Origin of the sequence: Staphylococcus sp. HMSC62A08 (genome assembly GCF_001839105.1) — a bacterium.
Classification (GTDB): domain Bacteria; phylum Bacillota; class Bacilli; order Staphylococcales; family Staphylococcaceae; genus Staphylococcus; species Staphylococcus caprae.
On record NZ_KV840031.1, the window covers coordinates 201,785 to 219,720 of the forward strand.

Below are 17,936 nucleotides of genomic sequence, written 5' to 3' on the forward strand. Positions count from 1 at the left end.
CATAGATGTAGTATACTTTAGGGGTTTCTTTTGTGATGTATATTCATTCAATTTTAACGTTGTAAAATAGTATAATATATGTATAATATTACATAATAATACATAAAGGGGTTTAAATATGCACATATCTATTGTTGGTATTACAGGTTATTCAGGTTTAGAACTATTACGCTTAGCACTCAATCATCCACGTATCACTATTGCTTCGATTCATGCTACTAAAGAGATTGGTAAATCAATCTCCGATATCTTTCCACATTTAAAAGGGATATGTGACTTAAAAATAGAACCGTTTAATAGTAGTTATATTATGAAACAATCTGAGATAGTATTTTTCGCTACACCAAGTGGCGTTGCTAAAAACTTATCACGAGCTTTTGTAGAAGCAAATTTTCCTGTCATTGATTTATCAGGGGACCATCGCTTAAGTACTGATCTATATGAAAATTGGTATCATAAAACACCTGTCGACAAAGACATTCAGACTCAATTTGTTTATGGTTTAGCAGAATTTACTGACTTAAATCATCAAAAGTTCATTGCAAATCCTGGATGTTATGCGACTGCAACTGAACTGGCTTTAATTCCTTTAATAAAAAACCGCCTAATTGATATCGATTCTATTATTGTGGATGCAAAGAGTGGATTGTCTGGAGCAGGAAAAGCATTATCGAACATCTCACATTATGTAAATGTTAATAATAATTACACTACATATAAGTTAAATACGCACCAACACATCCCAGAGATTATTCAAGCGTTAAAAATTTTTAATCCAAATATACAGAATATTCAGTTTTCTACATCTTTATTACCACTTAACCGAGGCATTGTCGCAACAATTTATTGTCGACTTAATAGAAACTCCAACCCGGAAGACATTAGAGATGCTTATTTAAAAATATACGAAGACAAACCTTTCGTAAGAATTAAAGAATCAATTCCAGAATTACATGATGTTGTTGGTTCCAATTATACAGATATTGGCTTTCAATATAACAAACACACACAAGTACTCACAATTGTTTCTGTTATTGATAATTTAATAAAAGGCGCAAGCAGGTCAAGCTCTACAAAATTTAAATTTAATGTACGGCTTTAATGAAACAGAAGGTCTTGAATCTTCTCCATTTTATCTATAGTTGGGTGGTATGAAATATGAAAGTGATTGAAGGTAATATTGCTAGTCCATTAGGTTTCTCAGCCGACGGACTTCATGCAGGATTTAAAAGAAAGAAATTAGATTTTGGATGGATAGTATCAGAAGTCCCTGCCAATGTTGCGGGTGTTTTTACAACTAATAAAGTCATCGCGGCACCTCTTATTTTAACTCAATCTTGTATTGAAAATGAAGGTCAAATGCAAGCAATTGTCGTTAACTCTGGAATAGCTAATTCTTGTACTGGTGAACAGGGACTACAAGATGCTCATACAATGCAACAACGGGCTGCTGAAAAACTACAAATTAAAAAAGAATACGTCGGTGTAGCCTCTACAGGTGTCATCGGTGAAATGATGCCAATGAATATTCTTGAAAATGGTTTTTCAAAGCTTGTTATCAACGGTAATGCTGATGATTTCGCAAAATCAATATTAACTACAGATAAAGATACAAAAACGTGTGTTGTTACAGAAACATTTGATAAAGATATCGTGACGATGGCAGGTGTTGCTAAAGGTTCCGGAATGATACACCCAAACATGGCTACAATGCTAGCATTCATTACTTGCGACGCAAACATATCTACCCAAACACTTCAACAAGCACTTAGCGAAATCGTACAGATTACATTTAATCAAATTACTGTAGATGGAGATACCTCAACAAATGATATGGTCATTGTCATGTCGAATGGATGTACAAACAATAAAGAAATTTTACCTAACACATCTGACTATACTAAGTTTAAAGCTATGCTTTTTCATGTTATGCAAGATTTAGCAAAAAAGATTGCAAAAGATGGGGAAGGCGCAACCAAATTAATAGAAGTCAATGTCACAGGTGCACAAAATTCTGAATCAGCACGTATGATAGCTAAATGTATCGTAGGGTCGAGCTTAGTTAAGACTGCTATTTTTGGCGAAGATCCTAATTGGGGAAGAATTATTGCTGCAGTAGGATACGCAGACACAACTTTCAATCCTAATCAAATAGATATTGCAATAGGAAACATTACCGTGCTTTCTAAATCTTCTCCAATCCATTTCGACAAAGAAGAAATGCAAGATATCATGAGCAAGGATGAAGTCACTATACATATGAATCTCAATGATGGTCATTGCGAGGGAAAAGCTTGGGGATGCGACTTGTCATATGATTATGTAAAAATTAATGCATTATATACAACATAGGAGGGCAACATGAAGAATATTATAGTCATAAAAATTGGAGGTATAGCTACTGAAAATTTGAACTCGGAATTTATAGAACAAATTGTAAAATGGCATGAACAAAATAAGCAAATGATTATAGTTCATGGAGGAGGTTTAGTGATTAGCCAAACCCTTCAAGAACATAAACATATAACTCATAAAGTAAATGGCATTAGAATTACTTCTAAAGAAGACTTACCTTTGATTTATCACGCTTTAGTGGATAAAGTAGGCAAACAACTTATCCATCAATTGAAAACGACCAACTTAAATATCGTTCAATGTACAGATATTTTAAAAGACTTAGTCAAAGCCCAATTTCTGAATAAAGATTTGTATGGATATGTTGGAAAAGTAAAAGAAATTAACGTTGGTATCCTCAAAACAATCACCTCTCACAATGCAATTCCAGTATTAGCAAGTTTAGGCGTCAACGATAAAGATGAATGGTTAAATATTAACGCCGATTATTTGGCAACTTCATTAGCAATAACTTTGAAAGCTGAACAACTCATCTTAATGACTGATGTACCTGGAGTAATTGATAATAATTCCGTCATAGATACGTTAACAATCCATCAAGCAAAAGATAAAATTCGAGATAATATTATTAAAGGTGGCATGATACCGAAAGTAGAAAGTGCTATCCATACTGTCCAATCAGGTGTAGCACGGGTGATGATTAGTAACAACTTGAAATCAGGTACGATAATCAGAGGTGATATAAAATGAGCTATCTATTTAAAAATTACTTGCGTGCAAATATAGAATTTATTAAAGCAAATGGCAATGAGTTAATCGATCAAACTGGTCGTTCATATATTGATTTCTCATCAGGAATTGGCGTAACCAATTTAGGATTTAACGAAGATGTAAAAGAAGCCGTAGAACAACAATTACAACTCATTTGGCATTCGCCAAATATTTACAAAAGTCAGCTACAAGAAAAAGTTGCTGAAAAATTAATTAGAACTGATGACTATGTGGCATTCTTTTGTAATAGTGGGACTGAAGCAAACGAAGCAGCGATTAAGCTTGCTCGAAAAACGACTGGCAAAACTGAAATCATTGCTTTTCATCAATCTTTTCATGGACGTACATATGGTTCAATGTCAGCTACTGGTCAAGATGCGATCAAATTAAATTTTGAACCTGTTGTTCCAGGATTTAAATTTGCTGAATTCAACAATTTCTCTTCATTTAAATCTTTAGTCACGAAGGATACAGCAGCAGTAATGCTCGAACTTATTCAGGGCGAATCTGGTGTAAGGCCTGCAAACAAAACCTTCATTCAGCAATTGGTAGAATTTTGTAACCAACATCACATACTAGTGATTATAGATGAAATTCAAACAGGTATAGGCAGAACTGGAAAGTTATTTGCGTATGAGCACTATGATATAAGTCCTGATATCATCACTTTAGCTAAAGGTTTAGGTAATGGCATACCTGTAGGTGCACTACTCGGTAAAAGAAATATTAGTGACGCGTTTGGTTATGGTAGCCATGGTACAACTTTTGGTGGCAATAGACTAGCAATGGCGGCAGCACTTAAAACGCTAGAAATTGTTAATGATTCAAATTTTCTAGAAAGTGTTTATCATAAAGGTCAATATCTATTAAATTGTTTAAATAAAGTTTTCATCGATTATCCACGTGTAACTGATATTCGTGGAAAGGGATTAATGATAGGGATAGAAACGACATGCAATATAAACGAAATAGTTTCTAAAGCAAGAACAAAAGGTTTAATTGTTTTAACTGCCGGCACAAATGTAATCCGTCTTTTACCACCTTTAACAATTACATATGAACAAATTGAAGAGGGCGTTTCAATTCTTAAGGAAAGTTTTAATGAACTGGATTTAGAACAATAACTATGGGTTATGCAATAAATAAGAAATTGCCCATTTATACTTTAAGACTGAAGAAATCATGCGCATTATTTTAATATTTATAATTTAATGCGTAAATGCTTCAGTCTTTTAATTTTGGTTATCCTTTTCCAAAATAATAAGTTATTATGCTAGTTATCCATGTGTCATCGTATGAACATGCTTGAATTGAGTGATTTACTCAAGTAAAATAGACGGGTAGATGAAAACAAACCTAAGGAGTCAGTACGAAATGAACTTTAAAGAAATAAAAGAATTAATTGAAATTCTTGATCAATCTAACTTAACAGAAATAAATATTGAGGATAATAAAGGTAGCGTAGTAAATCTTAAAAAAGAAAAGGAAACTGAAATTATTACGCCACAAGTCGCTCAACAACCAGCACAACAAATTGCTCAACCACAAGCGGCACCACAACCTCAAGTGTCAGCTGATGCAGGGAATGATACACAAGAATCAGCTAGTGATAATTACGAAACAATCAATGCACCGATGGTAGGTACATTCTATAAATCACCATCACCAGAAGAAGATGCTTATGTTCAAGTAGGGGACAAAGTTTCAAATGATTCAACTGTATGTATTTTAGAAGCAATGAAATTATTCAATGAAATTCAAGCTGAAACATCAGGTGAAATCGTAGAAATTTTAGTAGAAGACGGACAAATGGTAGAGTATGGCCAGCCGTTATTTAAGGTGAAATAATGAATAAGATTTTAATTGCTAATCGTGGTGAAATTGCTGTTAGAATTATTCGCGCAGCTCACGATTTAGGTATTCAAACAGTAGCGATATATTCTGAAGGAGATAAAGACGCATTACATACTCAAATTGCTGATGAAGCTTATTGCGTCGGACCTACTTTATCTAAAGACTCTTATTTGAATATACCTAATATCTTATCTATAGCAACTTCTACTGGCTGTGATGGTATCCATCCTGGTTATGGCTTTTTAGCTGAAAATGGAGACTTTGCAGAATTATGCGAAGCGTGTCAACTTAAATTTATAGGACCTAGTTATCAATCTATCCAAAAAATGGGAATTAAAGATGTAGCTAAAGCAGAAATGATTAAAGCGAATGTTCCTGTTGTTCCAGGAAGTGAAGGACTTATTCAAAGTATTGATGATGCTAAGAAAGTCGCTAAAAAAATTGGATATCCTGTAATCATTAAAGCAACTGCAGGTGGCGGCGGTAAAGGGATTCGCGTGGCACGTGATGAAAAAGAACTTGAAACTGGCTACCGTATGACCCAACAAGAAGCTGAAACTGCTTTCGGTAATGGTGGTTTATATCTTGAGAAATTCATTGAAAACTTTAGACATATAGAAATACAAATTATTGGAGATAGTTATGGTAACGTCATTCACTTAGGGGAACGTGATTGTACAATACAACGTAGAATGCAAAAATTAGTTGAAGAAGCACCTTCTCCAATTCTTAGCGAAGAAAAACGACAAGAGATGGGTAATGCTGCTGTAAGAGCTGCAAAAGCTGTCAATTATGAAAATGCTGGTACAATCGAATTTATTTATGACCTTGATGATGATAAATTCTATTTCATGGAAATGAATACACGTATTCAAGTAGAACATCCAGTTACTGAAATGGTTACGGGTGTGGATTTAGTTAAATTACAATTAAAAGTAGCTATGGGTGAAGCTTTACCATTTAAACAAGAGGAAATCACTATCAATGGTCATGCAATAGAATTTCGTATCAATGCTGAAAATCCATATAAAGACTTTATGCCTTCACCTGGTAAAATCACTCAGTATCTAGCACCAGGCGGTTTCGGAGTAAGAATCGAATCAGCATGTTATACTAATTACACAATACCACCGTATTATGACTCTATGGTAGCTAAACTCATCGTACATGAACCTACGAGAGATGAAGCAATTATGACTGGTGTTCGAGCTTTAAGTGAATATTTAGTACTAGGGATAGATACAACTATTCCATTCCATTTAAGACTTTTAAATAATGACATATTTAGAAGTGGCGAATTTAACACTAAATTCTTAGAGAAATATAATATTATGAGTGATAATCAATCATAGGAGGTTATAGAATGGTCAATGTAGCAGATTATTCTCAATCTAATCTAGGAAAAATTGAAATTGCACCCGAAGTATTATCTGTTATCGCAAGTATTGCGACATCAGAGGTTGATGGAATTACAGGCCATTTTGCTGAATTAAAAAAGACAAATTTAGAAAAAATTAGTCGCAAGAACCTCTATAGAGATGTAAAAATTGAAGCTAAAGATGATGGTATTTATATAGATGTATACTGTGCACTCAAACATGGCGTGAATATATCTAAAACGGCAAAGAAAATTCAAGCTTCAATTTTCAATTCAATAACGACTATGACAGCAATTGAACCAAATCAAATTAACATTCATATTACACAAATCGTTGTGGAAAAATAAATAAATTTTAATGCGGAAGTGGGTCGAAAATATAACATAGGAGAATTAATTTTGTTATCCCACATCCAACGGCAAGGATGGCTAGAATTGAGTGCAGCTCGCTTTAAGCACACTTTCAATTCAGACATATCCGCCACAATATAAATAAGGCTGAGATAATAAATGATGTCCCAGCCTTATTAATTATATTAATACGTTTGAAGGAGTAAAATATGAGTCGTAAAGAATCTAGAATTCAAGCTTTTCAAACTTTATTTCAATTAGAAATGAAAGATACAGATTTAACAATTACTGAAGCAATTAATTTCATTAAAGATGACCATCCAGAATTAGATTTTGATTTTATTCATTGGTTGGTTACAGGTGTTAAAGACCATGAATCTGTTTTAGATGAAAAAATTAAACCACATTTAAAAGATTGGTCTATTGAACGTCTACTTAAATCCGATCGCATTATTCTTAGAATGGCGACTTTTGAAATGCTACATAGTGACACACCGGAAAAAGTGATTATCAACGAAGCTGTAGAACTAACTAAACAATTTAGCGACGATGATCACTACAAATTTATCAATGGTGTTTTAAGTAATATAAATTAATTAAAATGAGTGATATTTATGACTGAATATTTAAGTGTTTCTACTCTAACTAAATACATCAAATATAAATTTGATCAAGATCCTCATTTACAATCTGTTCTATTAAAAGGAGAACTTTCAAATTTCAAGAAACATTCAAGTGGCCATTTATACTTTAATGTTAAAGATAAAGAGTCTGTGATTAGTGCAATGATGTTCAAAGGAAATGCTTCTAAATTAGGTTTCGAACCCAAAGAGGGGGACGAAGTACTATTGGAAGCTCGAGTCTCTGTTTACGAGAGAAGAGGTAACTATCAAATTTATGTGAATAAAATGCAACTTGATGGAATAGGAAACTTATACCAAAAGTTAGAAGAACTCAAAAAGAAACTTGCTAAAGAGGGATATTTTGATAATAATATCAAAAAACCTATACCAAAGTTTCCTAAGAAAATAGCTGTACTCACTGCAAGTACTGGTGCTGCAATTAGAGATATTCATTCTACAATTAACAGTAGATATCCCTTAGTGGAACAAATTCAAATTAGTACCTTAGTACAAGGAACTCAGGCTAAAGAAGATATCATCGAAAAAATTCAATATGCCGACTCTCTAAATGTAGATACCATTATTGTTGGTCGTGGCGGTGGTTCAATTGAAGATTTATGGAATTTCAATGAAGAAGAGGTTGTTAAAGCAATCTATCAATGCGCAACACCAATCATTTCAGCAGTAGGACATGAAACTGACTTTACTTTAAGTGATTTTGTGGCAGATGTCAGAGCGGCAACACCAACTCAAGCCGCCGTTATCGCAACACCAGATCAATATGAATTAATGCAACAAATTAAGCAGTATCAATTCTCGTTGACGCGATTTATCAAACAATACATTGAGCAACAAAAGAAACAGTTAAGTCATTTATCATCCTATTATAAATTTAAACAACCTTCTTTATTGTATGATCAACAGATTCAAAAACGTGATGATTTGGAAAAGCAACTGAAACAAATCACACTCACTAACATTGAAAGACAACACCAACACCTTAAGTTATTAAGACAAAATTTTAATTTAAGAATACTTAGCCAACATATTAACCAGGATAAACAAAATATTTCACAACTTCGTTCTCGAATGTCTCAAAAAATAAACAATGATTTATCCAAACTGAAAGCAGATTTAAAAAATAAAATTGAAAGTCTTAATAATTTAAGTCCTACCAATACAATGTTACGTGGTTATGCAATTGTGAATAAAGATGATAAGGTTGTTACAAGCACACATGATATATCAGAAAATGATTCAATTTCTTTAACAATGAAAGATGGAAATGTCGACGCAATTGTCAAGAAAGTAAGGTGTAATGATGAGTAAAGAAAAGCAAAGTTTTGAAGAAATGATGCAAGAATTAGAAAGCATTGTTCAAAAACTAGATAATGAAACTGTCTCTTTAGAAGAGTCACTAGATTTATATCAACGAGGAATGAAATTATCAACTGCTTGTGATTCAACTTTAAAAGATGCTGAAAAGAAAGTGAATAAATTAATGCAAGAAGAAGCTGAGGATCAAGAAAATGAAGAAGCCGACAATGAATAATTTAATTGAACAAATTAATACTAAATTAAATCAGTCAATTCAAAATTCATCATTAAACACTGATTTAGAAGAAAGCATGATGTACTCTCTTCAAGCAGGCGGCAAAAGAATTAGACCCGTTTTATTATTATTAACACTTAATATGTTAAAAGGTGACTATGATAAAGGGGTACAAAGTGCCTTAGCACTTGAAATGATTCATACTTACTCCTTAATTCACGATGATTTACCTGCAATGGATGACGATGACTATCGCCGCGGTAAACTAACCAATCACAAAGTATACGGTGAATGGAAAGCAATATTAGCTGGAGACGCACTTCTAACAAAAGCTTTTGAATTGGTTTCTAACGATGAATTAATTGAAGATAAAGTTAAAGTCAAATTAGTACAAAGGTTATCTAAGGCAAGTGGTCATCTAGGCATGGTAGGCGGTCAAACTCTAGACATGCAAAGTGAAAATAAAACGGTTGATTTAACTACTTTAGAAGCGATCCATAAAGCTAAGACTGGCGCATTACTTACTTTTGCAGTAATGGCTGCAGTTGATATCGCTCAAGTCGATCAAGAGACATCTGATCACTTAGAAAAATTTAGTCAACATTTAGGGCTGATGTTCCAAATCAAAGATGATTTATTAGATGTTTATGGTGATGAAGAAAAACTTGGAAAAGCTGTTGGAAGCGACGAAACGAATCATAAAAGCACTTATGTTTCATTGTTAGGAAAAGAAGGCGCAGAAGATAAATTAGATTATCATATGAAACAAGCATTATATTGTCTAGATTGTTTACCATCACAATTTGACACTGCTCAATTAAAGGAAATTGTAGATTTATTTTATAATAGAGATCATTAAGATTAATGAACGATTGATGAAAAATTGCATCAATCGTTTTTCTTTTTATTCTAACTTTATACGCATATACAAAAAATATTCATAAATTAATTTTTATACAAACGGCTGGACTTTACTTTTAAAAAGTTTAAATTTTACAATAAATACTGTTATCATGCCAAAGAAAAAATATAATAAAGTAATAGATAAATAGTGTTTAGTAGTAGTTATGAGATGCATGTGTTAAAATCATTGTATAAATATTCGTAACTAGAGGTGTTTATTGTGCCAAAAAAATCGGTTAGACATATAAAAATTAGAGAGATTATTTCAAACGAACAAATAGAGACACAAGATGAATTGGTAAAACGATTAAATGAGTATGATTTAAACGTGACACAAGCGACAGTTTCAAGAGATATTAAAGAATTACAATTAATCAAAGTTCCAGCACCATCAGGTCAATATGTATACAGTTTACCTAATGATAGAAAATATCATCCATTGGAGAAACTTGGAAGATACCTTATGGACTCCTTTGTTAATATTGAAGGAACTGGAAACTTACTTGTACTTAAAACACTTCCAGGTAACGCACAATCAATTGGAGCAATTTTAGACCAAATTGATTGGGAAGAAGTACTTGGTACGATTTGCGGCGACGATACATGTTTACTCATCTGCCGTGATGAAGAAGCTAGTGAAGAGATTAAAACACGAATTTTCAATTTATTATAAGGATGCGATGAATTTATGTTACAAACCTTATCAATAAAGCAATTTGCGATTATAGATGAACTTGAAATTCATTTTTCAGATGGATTAACCGTATTAAGTGGTGAAACTGGATCAGGTAAATCCATTATTATTGATGCAATAGGACAATTAATCGGTATGCGTGCATCTTCAGATTATGTGCGTCACGGCGAAAAGAAAGCCGTTATTGAAGGTATATTTGATATCGATGAAAGTAAAGATGCCATTTCAATTCTTGAAAATTTATCTATAGATGTGGATGAAGATTTTCTTCTAGTAAAAAGAGAGATATTTAGTTCAGGTAAAAGTATTTGTCGTATCAATAATCAAACTGTAACGCTTCAAGATTTGAGAAAGGTAATGCAAGAACTATTAGATATACACGGCCAACACGAAACGCAATCTTTGCTTAAACAGAAGTATCATCTTAAATTGTTGGATGATTATGCTGAAGATCAATATTCTAATTTGTTACATCAATATCAGGATGTTTTTTCAAAATATAAAGATAAAAGAAAAGAATTAGAAGAGTTGGAATCGGCAGACCAAGCATTATTACAACGACTTGACCTAATGAAATTTCAATTTGAAGAGCTTACTGAAGCTTCACTTAAAGAAGACGAAGTTGAACAACTCGAAACCGATATAAAACGCATTCAAAACTCTGAAAAGTTAAGTTTAGCTCTAAATAGTGCACATCAAGTACTTACTGACGAAAATGCAATTCCAGATCGATTATATGAATTGAGTAACCACTTACAATCTATTAATGATATTGTTCCAAAGAAATATGAAAAATTAAAAGAAGACGTCGATCAATTTTACTATATTCTTGAAGATGCAAAGCACGAAATTTACGACGAAATGGCTAACACTGAATTTGATGAACAAATACTTAACGACCTTGAATCTAGGATGAATCTTTTAAACAACCTTAAACGTAAGTATGGAAAAGATATATCTGAACTCATTGCATATCAAGGTAAATTAGAAGAGGAAATTAATAAAATTGAAAATTACGAACAAAGCACATCACAACTTAGAGAAGAAATCAGTCGACTTTATAAAGAAGTATTTGAAGTAGGCAAAGAACTTTCTAAAGAACGGAGACGTGTTGCAAGAGAATTACGCGACCATATTGTTTCAGAAATTCAAAATTTACAAATGAAAGATGCTAATTTAGAAATTTCATTCAAACCACTTGATGAACCTAATCAAGAAGGTATAGAATTTGTAGAATTTTTAATTAGTCCGAATAAAGGAGAACCTTTAAAAAGCTTGAACAAAATTGCTTCAGGTGGCGAATTATCTAGAATTATGCTTGCACTAAAAAGTATTTTTGTTAAATCACGCGGACAAACAGCGATACTATTTGATGAAGTCGATTCAGGCGTTTCTGGACAAGCGGCACAAAAAATGGCAGAAAAAATGAGAGATATTGCCGAATATATACAAGTCATTTGCATTTCTCACTTACCACAAGTTGCTTCAATGAGTGATCATCATCTTTTAATCAGTAAAGCTTCTAATGACGATAGAACAACAACCCAAGTTAAAGAATTATTAGAAGATGATAGAATTGACGAAGTCGCACGTATGATTTCAGGCGCTAGCGTCACTGAATTAACTAGAGAAAATGCTAAGGAAATGATTGCCCAAAATCATCAATCCTAAATGTCACAAGTTCTCAAATTTTAATTTTGAAAACAATATCCTAAAACAATTGTCATTAAGGATATTCAAAAATTTCATTATTTTTAAATGTATTAACAATGCAAATTGATGTAGAATAGGAAAGTATTATTTTTTATTAGCACCTTGATAGTTACATTTTATTAAATTTGTAAACGTATCAATGTCTAAATGAGCAAATCTATTAGGGGACTAAAATGCACTGGTGAGCAATTGTTCTTGCATATTTAGTCTTCTAAGTATTTAAGGAGTAAGACCATGTCAGAAAAACAATATGATTTAGTCGTCCTTGGTGGAGGCACTGCCGGATACGTTGCGGCTATTAGAGCTTCACAATTAGGCAAAAACGTTGCAATCGTTGAAAAATCTTTATTAGGTGGCACATGTTTGCATAAAGGCTGTATACCTACTAAATCGTTATTAAAATCTGCTGAAGTACACCATACAATTAAGAATGCAACATCATTCGGTATTGATGTAAATGATTTTAATATTAATTTTGAAAACATTTTAAAACGTAAAGATGCCATTGTAAGTCAAATGTATCAAGGTGTTAATCAATTAATGCAACACCATCATATTGACGTTTATAACGGCACAGGCAGAATACTTGGAACATCAATTTTTTCTCCTCAGAGCGGAACAATCTCTGTAGAATATGACGATGGCGAATCTGACTTAATACCAAATCAGTTTGTACTTATCGCTACAGGTTCCACGCCTAAGTCGTTACCTTTTATTGATTTTGATCATGAACGTATTCTATCTAGTGATGATATTTTAGCATTACAAGAACTACCTGAACATTTAGCTATTATAGGCGGGGGAGGCATCGGGTTAGAATTTGCATCTCTTTTAAATGATTTAGGAACAAAAGTAACAGTGATTGAAGCAAACGAACGTATATTGCCAACTGAAAGTAAGCAAATCGCATCCACATTGAAGAACGAATTAACACAACGTGGCGTGACATTCCATGAAGATGTTCAACTCGATGAAAATAGTATTCAAAAAGACGATGATGGTGTTACAATTCATTTTGGAGATAATCAAATCCATGTAAAGAAAGTTTTAATATCTATAGGTCGACAACCCAATACACACGATATTGGCTTAAATAACACTAAAATTAAAACAAACGAAGCTGGTCATATCCTTACAAATGAATTTCAACAAACGGAAGATAAACATATCTATGCTGCTGGCGATTGCATAGGTAAACTTCAACTTGCGCACGTTGGCTCTAAAGAAGGTATGGCAGCAGTAGAGCACATGTTTGAAGGGTCACCTATACCTGTTGATTATGACCTGGTACCAAAATGTGTATATACGTATCCAGAAGTTGCCTCTATAGGTAAGAATTTAGAACAAGCTAAAGCTCAAAATATTAAAGCACGTGCTTATAAAGTACCATTCAAAGCTATTGGTAAAGCAATGATAGACGATATTGGCGAGCAAAAAGGCTTTTGTGAAATGATTATTAATCAAGAAACAGATGAAATTATTGGTCTTAATATGATTGGACCTCATGTAACGGAATTAATTAATGAAGTTTCATTGTTACAGTTTATGAATGGCTCTTCTTTAGAACTTGGTTTAACCACACATGCACATCCTTCTTTATCAGAAGTATTAATGGAACTAGGTCTAAAAGTAGAAGGTAGAGCGATTCACGTATAGTAGGAGGAAAAAAGATGATTGATTATAAGTCTGCAGGCCTTACAGAAGAAGACCTCAAGAATATGTATAAATGGATGGACTTAGGAAGAAAAGTAGACGAAAGATTATGGCTACTGAATCGCGCAGGCAAAATCCCCTTTGTAGTTAGCGGTCAAGGTCAAGAAGCAACTCAAATAGGCATGGCATACGCCATGAAAGAAGGAGACATTTCTTCACCATATTATCGAGATTTAGCGTTTGTTACATACATGGGTATTACGCCATTAGATACAATGCTCTCTGCATTTGGCAAACGAGATGATATCAACTCTGGTGGTAAACAAATGCCTTCTCATTTTAGTCATAGAGAAAAAGGAATCCTATCGCAAAGTTCACCAGTCGCAACACAAATTCCTCATTCTGTCGGTGCAGCACTAGCGTTAAAAATGGATAAAAAACAAAACATCGCTACTGCTACAGTAGGGGAAGGAAGTTCAAACCAAGGCGATTTCCATGAAGGACTTAACTTTGCTGGTGTACATGATTTACCTTTTATTTGCGTGATTATTAATAATAAATATGCCATTTCTGTGCCAGATTCTCTTCAATATGCAGCAGAAAATTTATCTGATCGTGCATTAGGATATGGTATGCACGGAGAACATGTCGATGGCAATGATCCTATTGCCGTTTATAAAGCAATGAAAGAAGCTAGAGAACGTGCGTTAAATGGTGAAGGTGCAACTTTAATAGAAGCTGTTACCTCTCGTATGACACCACACTCTTCAGATGACGATGATAAATATCGTACTCAAGAAGAACGCGATTCGTTAAAAGAAGGCGATTGCAATCTTAAATTCAAAGCGTATCTACTCGAAAATAACATTATCGATGAACAATGGTTATCTGAGTTAGAACAAGAAAATAAAGATATCATTAATAAAGCAACTAAGACTGCTGAAGAAGCGCCATATCCTTCAACTGAAGAAGCATATGCATATGTCTATGAAGAAGGAGTGCAAGACAATGACTAAATTATCTTATTTAGAAGCCATTCGACAAGCTCATGACTTAGCTCTCGAAAAAGATAAAAACACATTTATTCTTGGAGAAGATGTTGGTAAAAAAGGTGGCGTTTTCGGCGTAACACAAGGTTTACAAAGTAAATATGGAATTGAACGCGTGATTGATACACCACTCGCAGAATCTAACATTATTGGAACTGCTATAGGTGCTGCGATGATAGGTAAACGTCCTATTGCTGAAATTCAATTTGCTGATTTTATTTTACCGGCAACGAACCAAATTATTAGTGAAGCCGCTAAAATGAGATATCGTTCTAATAATGATTGGGGTTGTCCTATTACAATAAGAGCACCATTTGGTGGTGGCGTGCACGGTGGATTATATCACTCACAAAGTATTGAAAGCATTTTTGCTTCTACGCCTGGTTTAACAATTGTTATTCCTTCTTCACCATATGATGCTAAAGGCCTGTTATTATCATCGATTGAATCTAATGATCCAGTATTATATTTTGAACATAAAAAGGCATACAGATTCTTAAAAGAAGAAGTTCCTGAAGCATATTACACAGTGCCACTAGGTAAGGCCGATGTTAAAAGACAAGGTGATGACATAACAGTATTCTGTTATGGTTTAATGGTTAACTACTGTTTACAAGCGGCTGATATTTTAGCAGAAGATGGTATTAATGTGGAAGTAGTAGACTTAAGAACCGTCTATCCACTTGATAAAGAAACGATTATTGAACGCGCAAGTAAAACAGGTAAAGTCCTTTTAGTAACAGAAGATAATCTAGAAGGTAGTGTAATGTCAGAAGTCTCAGCAATCATTGCTGAACATTGTCTATTTGATTTGGATGCGCCAATAATGCGATTAGCGGCACCTGACGTTCCATCTATGCCATTTTCACCTGTCCTCGAAAATGAAATTATGATGAGTCCTGAAAAAATACAAGATAAAATGCGAGAATTAGCGGAATTCTAAGGAGGGTGTCAATTGGAAATTAAAATGCCTAAATTAGGTGAAAGTGTACATGAAGGTACTATCGAACAATGGTTGGTTTCTGTTGGAGATGAAGTAGGCGAGTACGAGCCACTTTGCGAAGTCATTACTGACAAAGTGACTGCCGAAGTTCCATCTACAGTGTCAGGTGTTGTAACTGAACTCATTGTAAATGAAGGCGAAACGGTGAATGTTGATGCTGTCATTTGTAAAATTGATACCGGTAATGAAAAAGACGAATCTGAATTAAGTCAAGCCGATGAATCTCAACCTGAAAATGACGGCGCACGTAACGAGGCGACACAAAGAAAGCAATCAAGTGATAATAAAGATCAAAAAGAAGAATCTTCTGTGAAACCGAAAAATAATGGTCGTTTCTCACCCGTTGTATTTAAGTTAGCATCTGAACACAATATCGATTTAACTCAAGTACAAGGTACTGGTTTCGAAGGACGTGTAACTAAAAAGGATATTCAACATGCCATTGAACATCCTGAAACAGTTAGCCACTCAAATGAAACTGAAACTCATAATGACGACAGAAACAAAAATACTCAATTTTCAAATGAAACAACGCACCAATCTCAAAGTCAAAATAATCAAAGTCCAACATATAATCAAGGTAGTACAATTCCAGTTAAAGGCGTACGTAAAGCTATCGCTCACAATATGGTGACAAGTGTGACTGAGATACCACACGGTTGGATGATGATTGAAGCAGATGCTACAAATTTAGTTAAAACAAGAAACCATCATAAAAATACATTCAAGCAAAATGAAGGCTATAATTTAACATTCTTCGCTTTCTTCGTTAAAGCAGTTGCAGATGCATTGAAAGCACATCCTTTACTCAATAGTACATGGCAAGGCAAAGAAATCGTTATTCATAAAGATATTAATATATCCATCGCGGTAGCAGATAAAGACAAGTTATATGTTCCAGTCATCAAACACGCTGATGAAAAATCTATCAAAGGCATTGCACGTGAAATCAATGATTTAGCTAACAAAGCACGTCATGGACAGCTTACACAAAAAGATATGGAAGGCGGTACATTTACTGTCAATAACACAGGTTCGTTTGGTTCTGTATCTTCTATGGGAATTATTAACCATCCTCAAGCTGCGATATTACAAGTTGAGTCTGTGGTTAAAAAGCCAGTTGTCATCGATGATATGATTGCAATTCGAAATATGGTTAACTTGTGTATTTCGATAGATCATCGAATCCTAGATGGACTACAAACTGGACAATTTATGAACCATATTAAAAAACGTATTGAACAATACTCAATTGAAAACACTAATATTTATTAAGTAATTGCCTATAATGATAAATATTTAATCTCAAATTGGGAGGTTTCTCCCAAAATAATAGTTCTAAGAGAACAAGACACAAACGTTTAGGATTTAGGTAAAATCGAACTCGTTATGTCTAAGCCTCTTAGAACTTTTTATGTTTATATACATACTTCGTTCAACTTTTAATCATTAAGCATGTGATGACATTACATTGATTTAATATCAGTTTCGTACACACTAAAGAAATTCATCAATCAAGCTTGTTGAACAATGCACTTTTAATTAGTAGAATAAAAGAAGTTAAAATTAACAATGGAATGAAAGGTGACCTAATATGGATTTAAATTTTGATTTATATATGAACGGGGTTGTAGAACAAGCACGTAACGAAATTGAAAATGCTGGTTACGAACAATTAACAACTGCTGATGAAGTAGATAATGTATTAAAACAAGATGGCACATCATTAGTCATGGTTAACTCAGTTTGTGGTTGTGCTGGTGGTATTGCACGTCCAGCTGCGACACATGCTTTACATTATGATAAATTACCGGACCGCTTAGTAACAGTTTTCGCTGGTCAAGATAAAGAAGCGACACAACAAGCAAGAGATTATTTCGAAGGTTATGCACCATCAAGCCCTTCTTTCGCTTTAGTTAAAGACGGTAAAATCACAGAAATGATCGAACGTCACCAAATCGAAGGTCATGATGTTATGGATGTTATCAATCAACTGCAAGGCTTATTCGATAAATATTGTGAAGAAAGATAAGAGGC

The 17,936-nt window shown here is 33.7% G+C and carries 17 protein-coding genes and 1 pseudogene; all 18 read left to right on the forward strand.

Translation table 11 applies throughout. From position 1 onward, the window contains the following. The first annotated feature begins 118 nt into the window (after positions 1-118). The 18 genes and pseudogenes from argC (at position 119) to brxB (ending at position 17,931) form a co-directional block, all read left to right on the forward strand. Positions 119-1,142 (forward strand): annotated as a pseudogene (gene argC, locus HMPREF3264_RS04745) (N-acetyl-gamma-glutamyl-phosphate reductase). Positions 1,143-1,158: 16 nt separating this feature from the next. Next, positions 1,159-2,352, forward strand: a complete 1,194-nt coding sequence (gene argJ / locus HMPREF3264_RS04750; protein WP_070872134.1) for a bifunctional glutamate N-acetyltransferase/amino-acid acetyltransferase ArgJ — start codon at positions 1,159-1,161, stop codon at positions 2,350-2,352. A 9-nt stretch (positions 2,353-2,361) separates the two neighbouring features. After that, a complete protein-coding gene (argB, locus tag HMPREF3264_RS04755; protein ID WP_070872136.1) occupies positions 2,362-3,105 on the forward strand; it encodes an acetylglutamate kinase in 744 nt (247 codons plus the stop codon). After that, the gene (locus HMPREF3264_RS04760) at positions 3,102-4,250 is read left to right on the forward strand and encodes an acetylornithine transaminase (protein ID WP_070872138.1); all 1,149 of its coding nucleotides are present in this window, start codon (positions 3,102-3,104) and stop codon (positions 4,248-4,250) included. Before argB ends, HMPREF3264_RS04760 begins: the two co-directional genes overlap by 4 nt. Before the next feature lie 250 nt (positions 4,251-4,500). Next, on the forward strand, positions 4,501-4,974 hold the full coding sequence (gene accB, locus HMPREF3264_RS04765; protein WP_002443055.1) for an acetyl-CoA carboxylase biotin carboxyl carrier protein: 474 nt from the start codon (positions 4,501-4,503) through the stop codon (positions 4,972-4,974). Beyond that, positions 4,974-6,332 carry an acetyl-CoA carboxylase biotin carboxylase subunit gene (gene accC, locus HMPREF3264_RS04770; RefSeq protein ID WP_044466723.1) on the forward strand — a complete coding sequence of 453 codons (1,359 nt, stop codon included), beginning with the start codon at positions 4,974-4,976 and terminating at the stop codon, positions 6,330-6,332. Before accB ends, accC begins: the two co-directional genes overlap by 1 nt. A gap of 11 nt (positions 6,333-6,343) precedes the next feature. Beyond that, the gene (locus tag HMPREF3264_RS04775) at positions 6,344-6,706 is read left to right on the forward strand and encodes an Asp23/Gls24 family envelope stress response protein (protein ID WP_002443053.1); all 363 of its coding nucleotides are present in this window, start codon (positions 6,344-6,346) and stop codon (positions 6,704-6,706) included. Between the two features lie 212 nt (positions 6,707-6,918). Beyond that, positions 6,919-7,305 carry a transcription antitermination factor NusB gene (gene nusB, locus HMPREF3264_RS04780; protein WP_002443052.1) on the forward strand — a complete coding sequence of 129 codons (387 nt, stop codon included), beginning with the start codon at positions 6,919-6,921 and terminating at the stop codon, positions 7,303-7,305. Between the two features lie 18 nt (positions 7,306-7,323). Further along, positions 7,324-8,661, forward strand: coding sequence for an exodeoxyribonuclease VII large subunit (gene xseA, locus HMPREF3264_RS04785; RefSeq protein WP_070872140.1), 1,338 nt, complete (start codon positions 7,324-7,326; stop codon positions 8,659-8,661). Beyond that, positions 8,654-8,884, forward strand: a complete 231-nt coding sequence (locus HMPREF3264_RS04790; protein ID WP_037541476.1) for an exodeoxyribonuclease VII small subunit — start codon at positions 8,654-8,656, stop codon at positions 8,882-8,884. Before xseA ends, HMPREF3264_RS04790 begins: the two co-directional genes overlap by 8 nt. Then, positions 8,862-9,743, forward strand: coding sequence for a polyprenyl synthetase family protein (locus tag HMPREF3264_RS04795; RefSeq protein ID WP_037541474.1), 882 nt, complete (start codon positions 8,862-8,864; stop codon positions 9,741-9,743). Before HMPREF3264_RS04790 ends, HMPREF3264_RS04795 begins: the two co-directional genes overlap by 23 nt. Before the next feature lie 264 nt (positions 9,744-10,007). Then, positions 10,008-10,460: a transcriptional regulator AhrC/ArgR gene (ahrC, locus tag HMPREF3264_RS04800; RefSeq protein ID WP_037541473.1), complete on the forward strand. Its 453-nt coding sequence runs from the start codon at positions 10,008-10,010 to the stop codon at positions 10,458-10,460. A gap of 15 nt (positions 10,461-10,475) precedes the next feature. After that, positions 10,476-12,152 carry a DNA repair protein RecN gene (gene recN / locus HMPREF3264_RS04805; protein WP_070872142.1) on the forward strand — a complete coding sequence of 559 codons (1,677 nt, stop codon included), beginning with the start codon at positions 10,476-10,478 and terminating at the stop codon, positions 12,150-12,152. A gap of 276 nt (positions 12,153-12,428) precedes the next feature. Beyond that, entirely contained in the window at positions 12,429-13,850 is a 1,422-nt protein-coding gene (lpdA, locus tag HMPREF3264_RS04810; RefSeq protein ID WP_070872144.1) for a dihydrolipoyl dehydrogenase, read from the forward strand. A 14-nt stretch (positions 13,851-13,864) separates the two neighbouring features. After that, positions 13,865-14,863 carry a thiamine pyrophosphate-dependent dehydrogenase E1 component subunit alpha gene (locus HMPREF3264_RS04815; protein ID WP_070872146.1) on the forward strand — a complete coding sequence of 333 codons (999 nt, stop codon included), beginning with the start codon at positions 13,865-13,867 and terminating at the stop codon, positions 14,861-14,863. After that, entirely contained in the window at positions 14,856-15,839 is a 984-nt protein-coding gene (locus HMPREF3264_RS04820; RefSeq protein WP_002443035.1) for an alpha-ketoacid dehydrogenase subunit beta, read from the forward strand. The genes HMPREF3264_RS04815 and HMPREF3264_RS04820 overlap by 8 nt, the downstream gene beginning before the upstream one ends. 12 nt (positions 15,840-15,851) lie before the next feature. After that, entirely contained in the window at positions 15,852-17,174 is a 1,323-nt protein-coding gene (locus HMPREF3264_RS04825) for a dihydrolipoamide acetyltransferase family protein (RefSeq protein ID WP_070872148.1), read from the forward strand. A gap of 319 nt (positions 17,175-17,493) precedes the next feature. Continuing rightward, the gene (brxB, locus tag HMPREF3264_RS04830) at positions 17,494-17,931 is read left to right on the forward strand and encodes a bacilliredoxin BrxB (protein ID WP_002443031.1); all 438 of its coding nucleotides are present in this window, start codon (positions 17,494-17,496) and stop codon (positions 17,929-17,931) included. Positions 17,932-17,936: the final 5 nt, after the last annotated feature.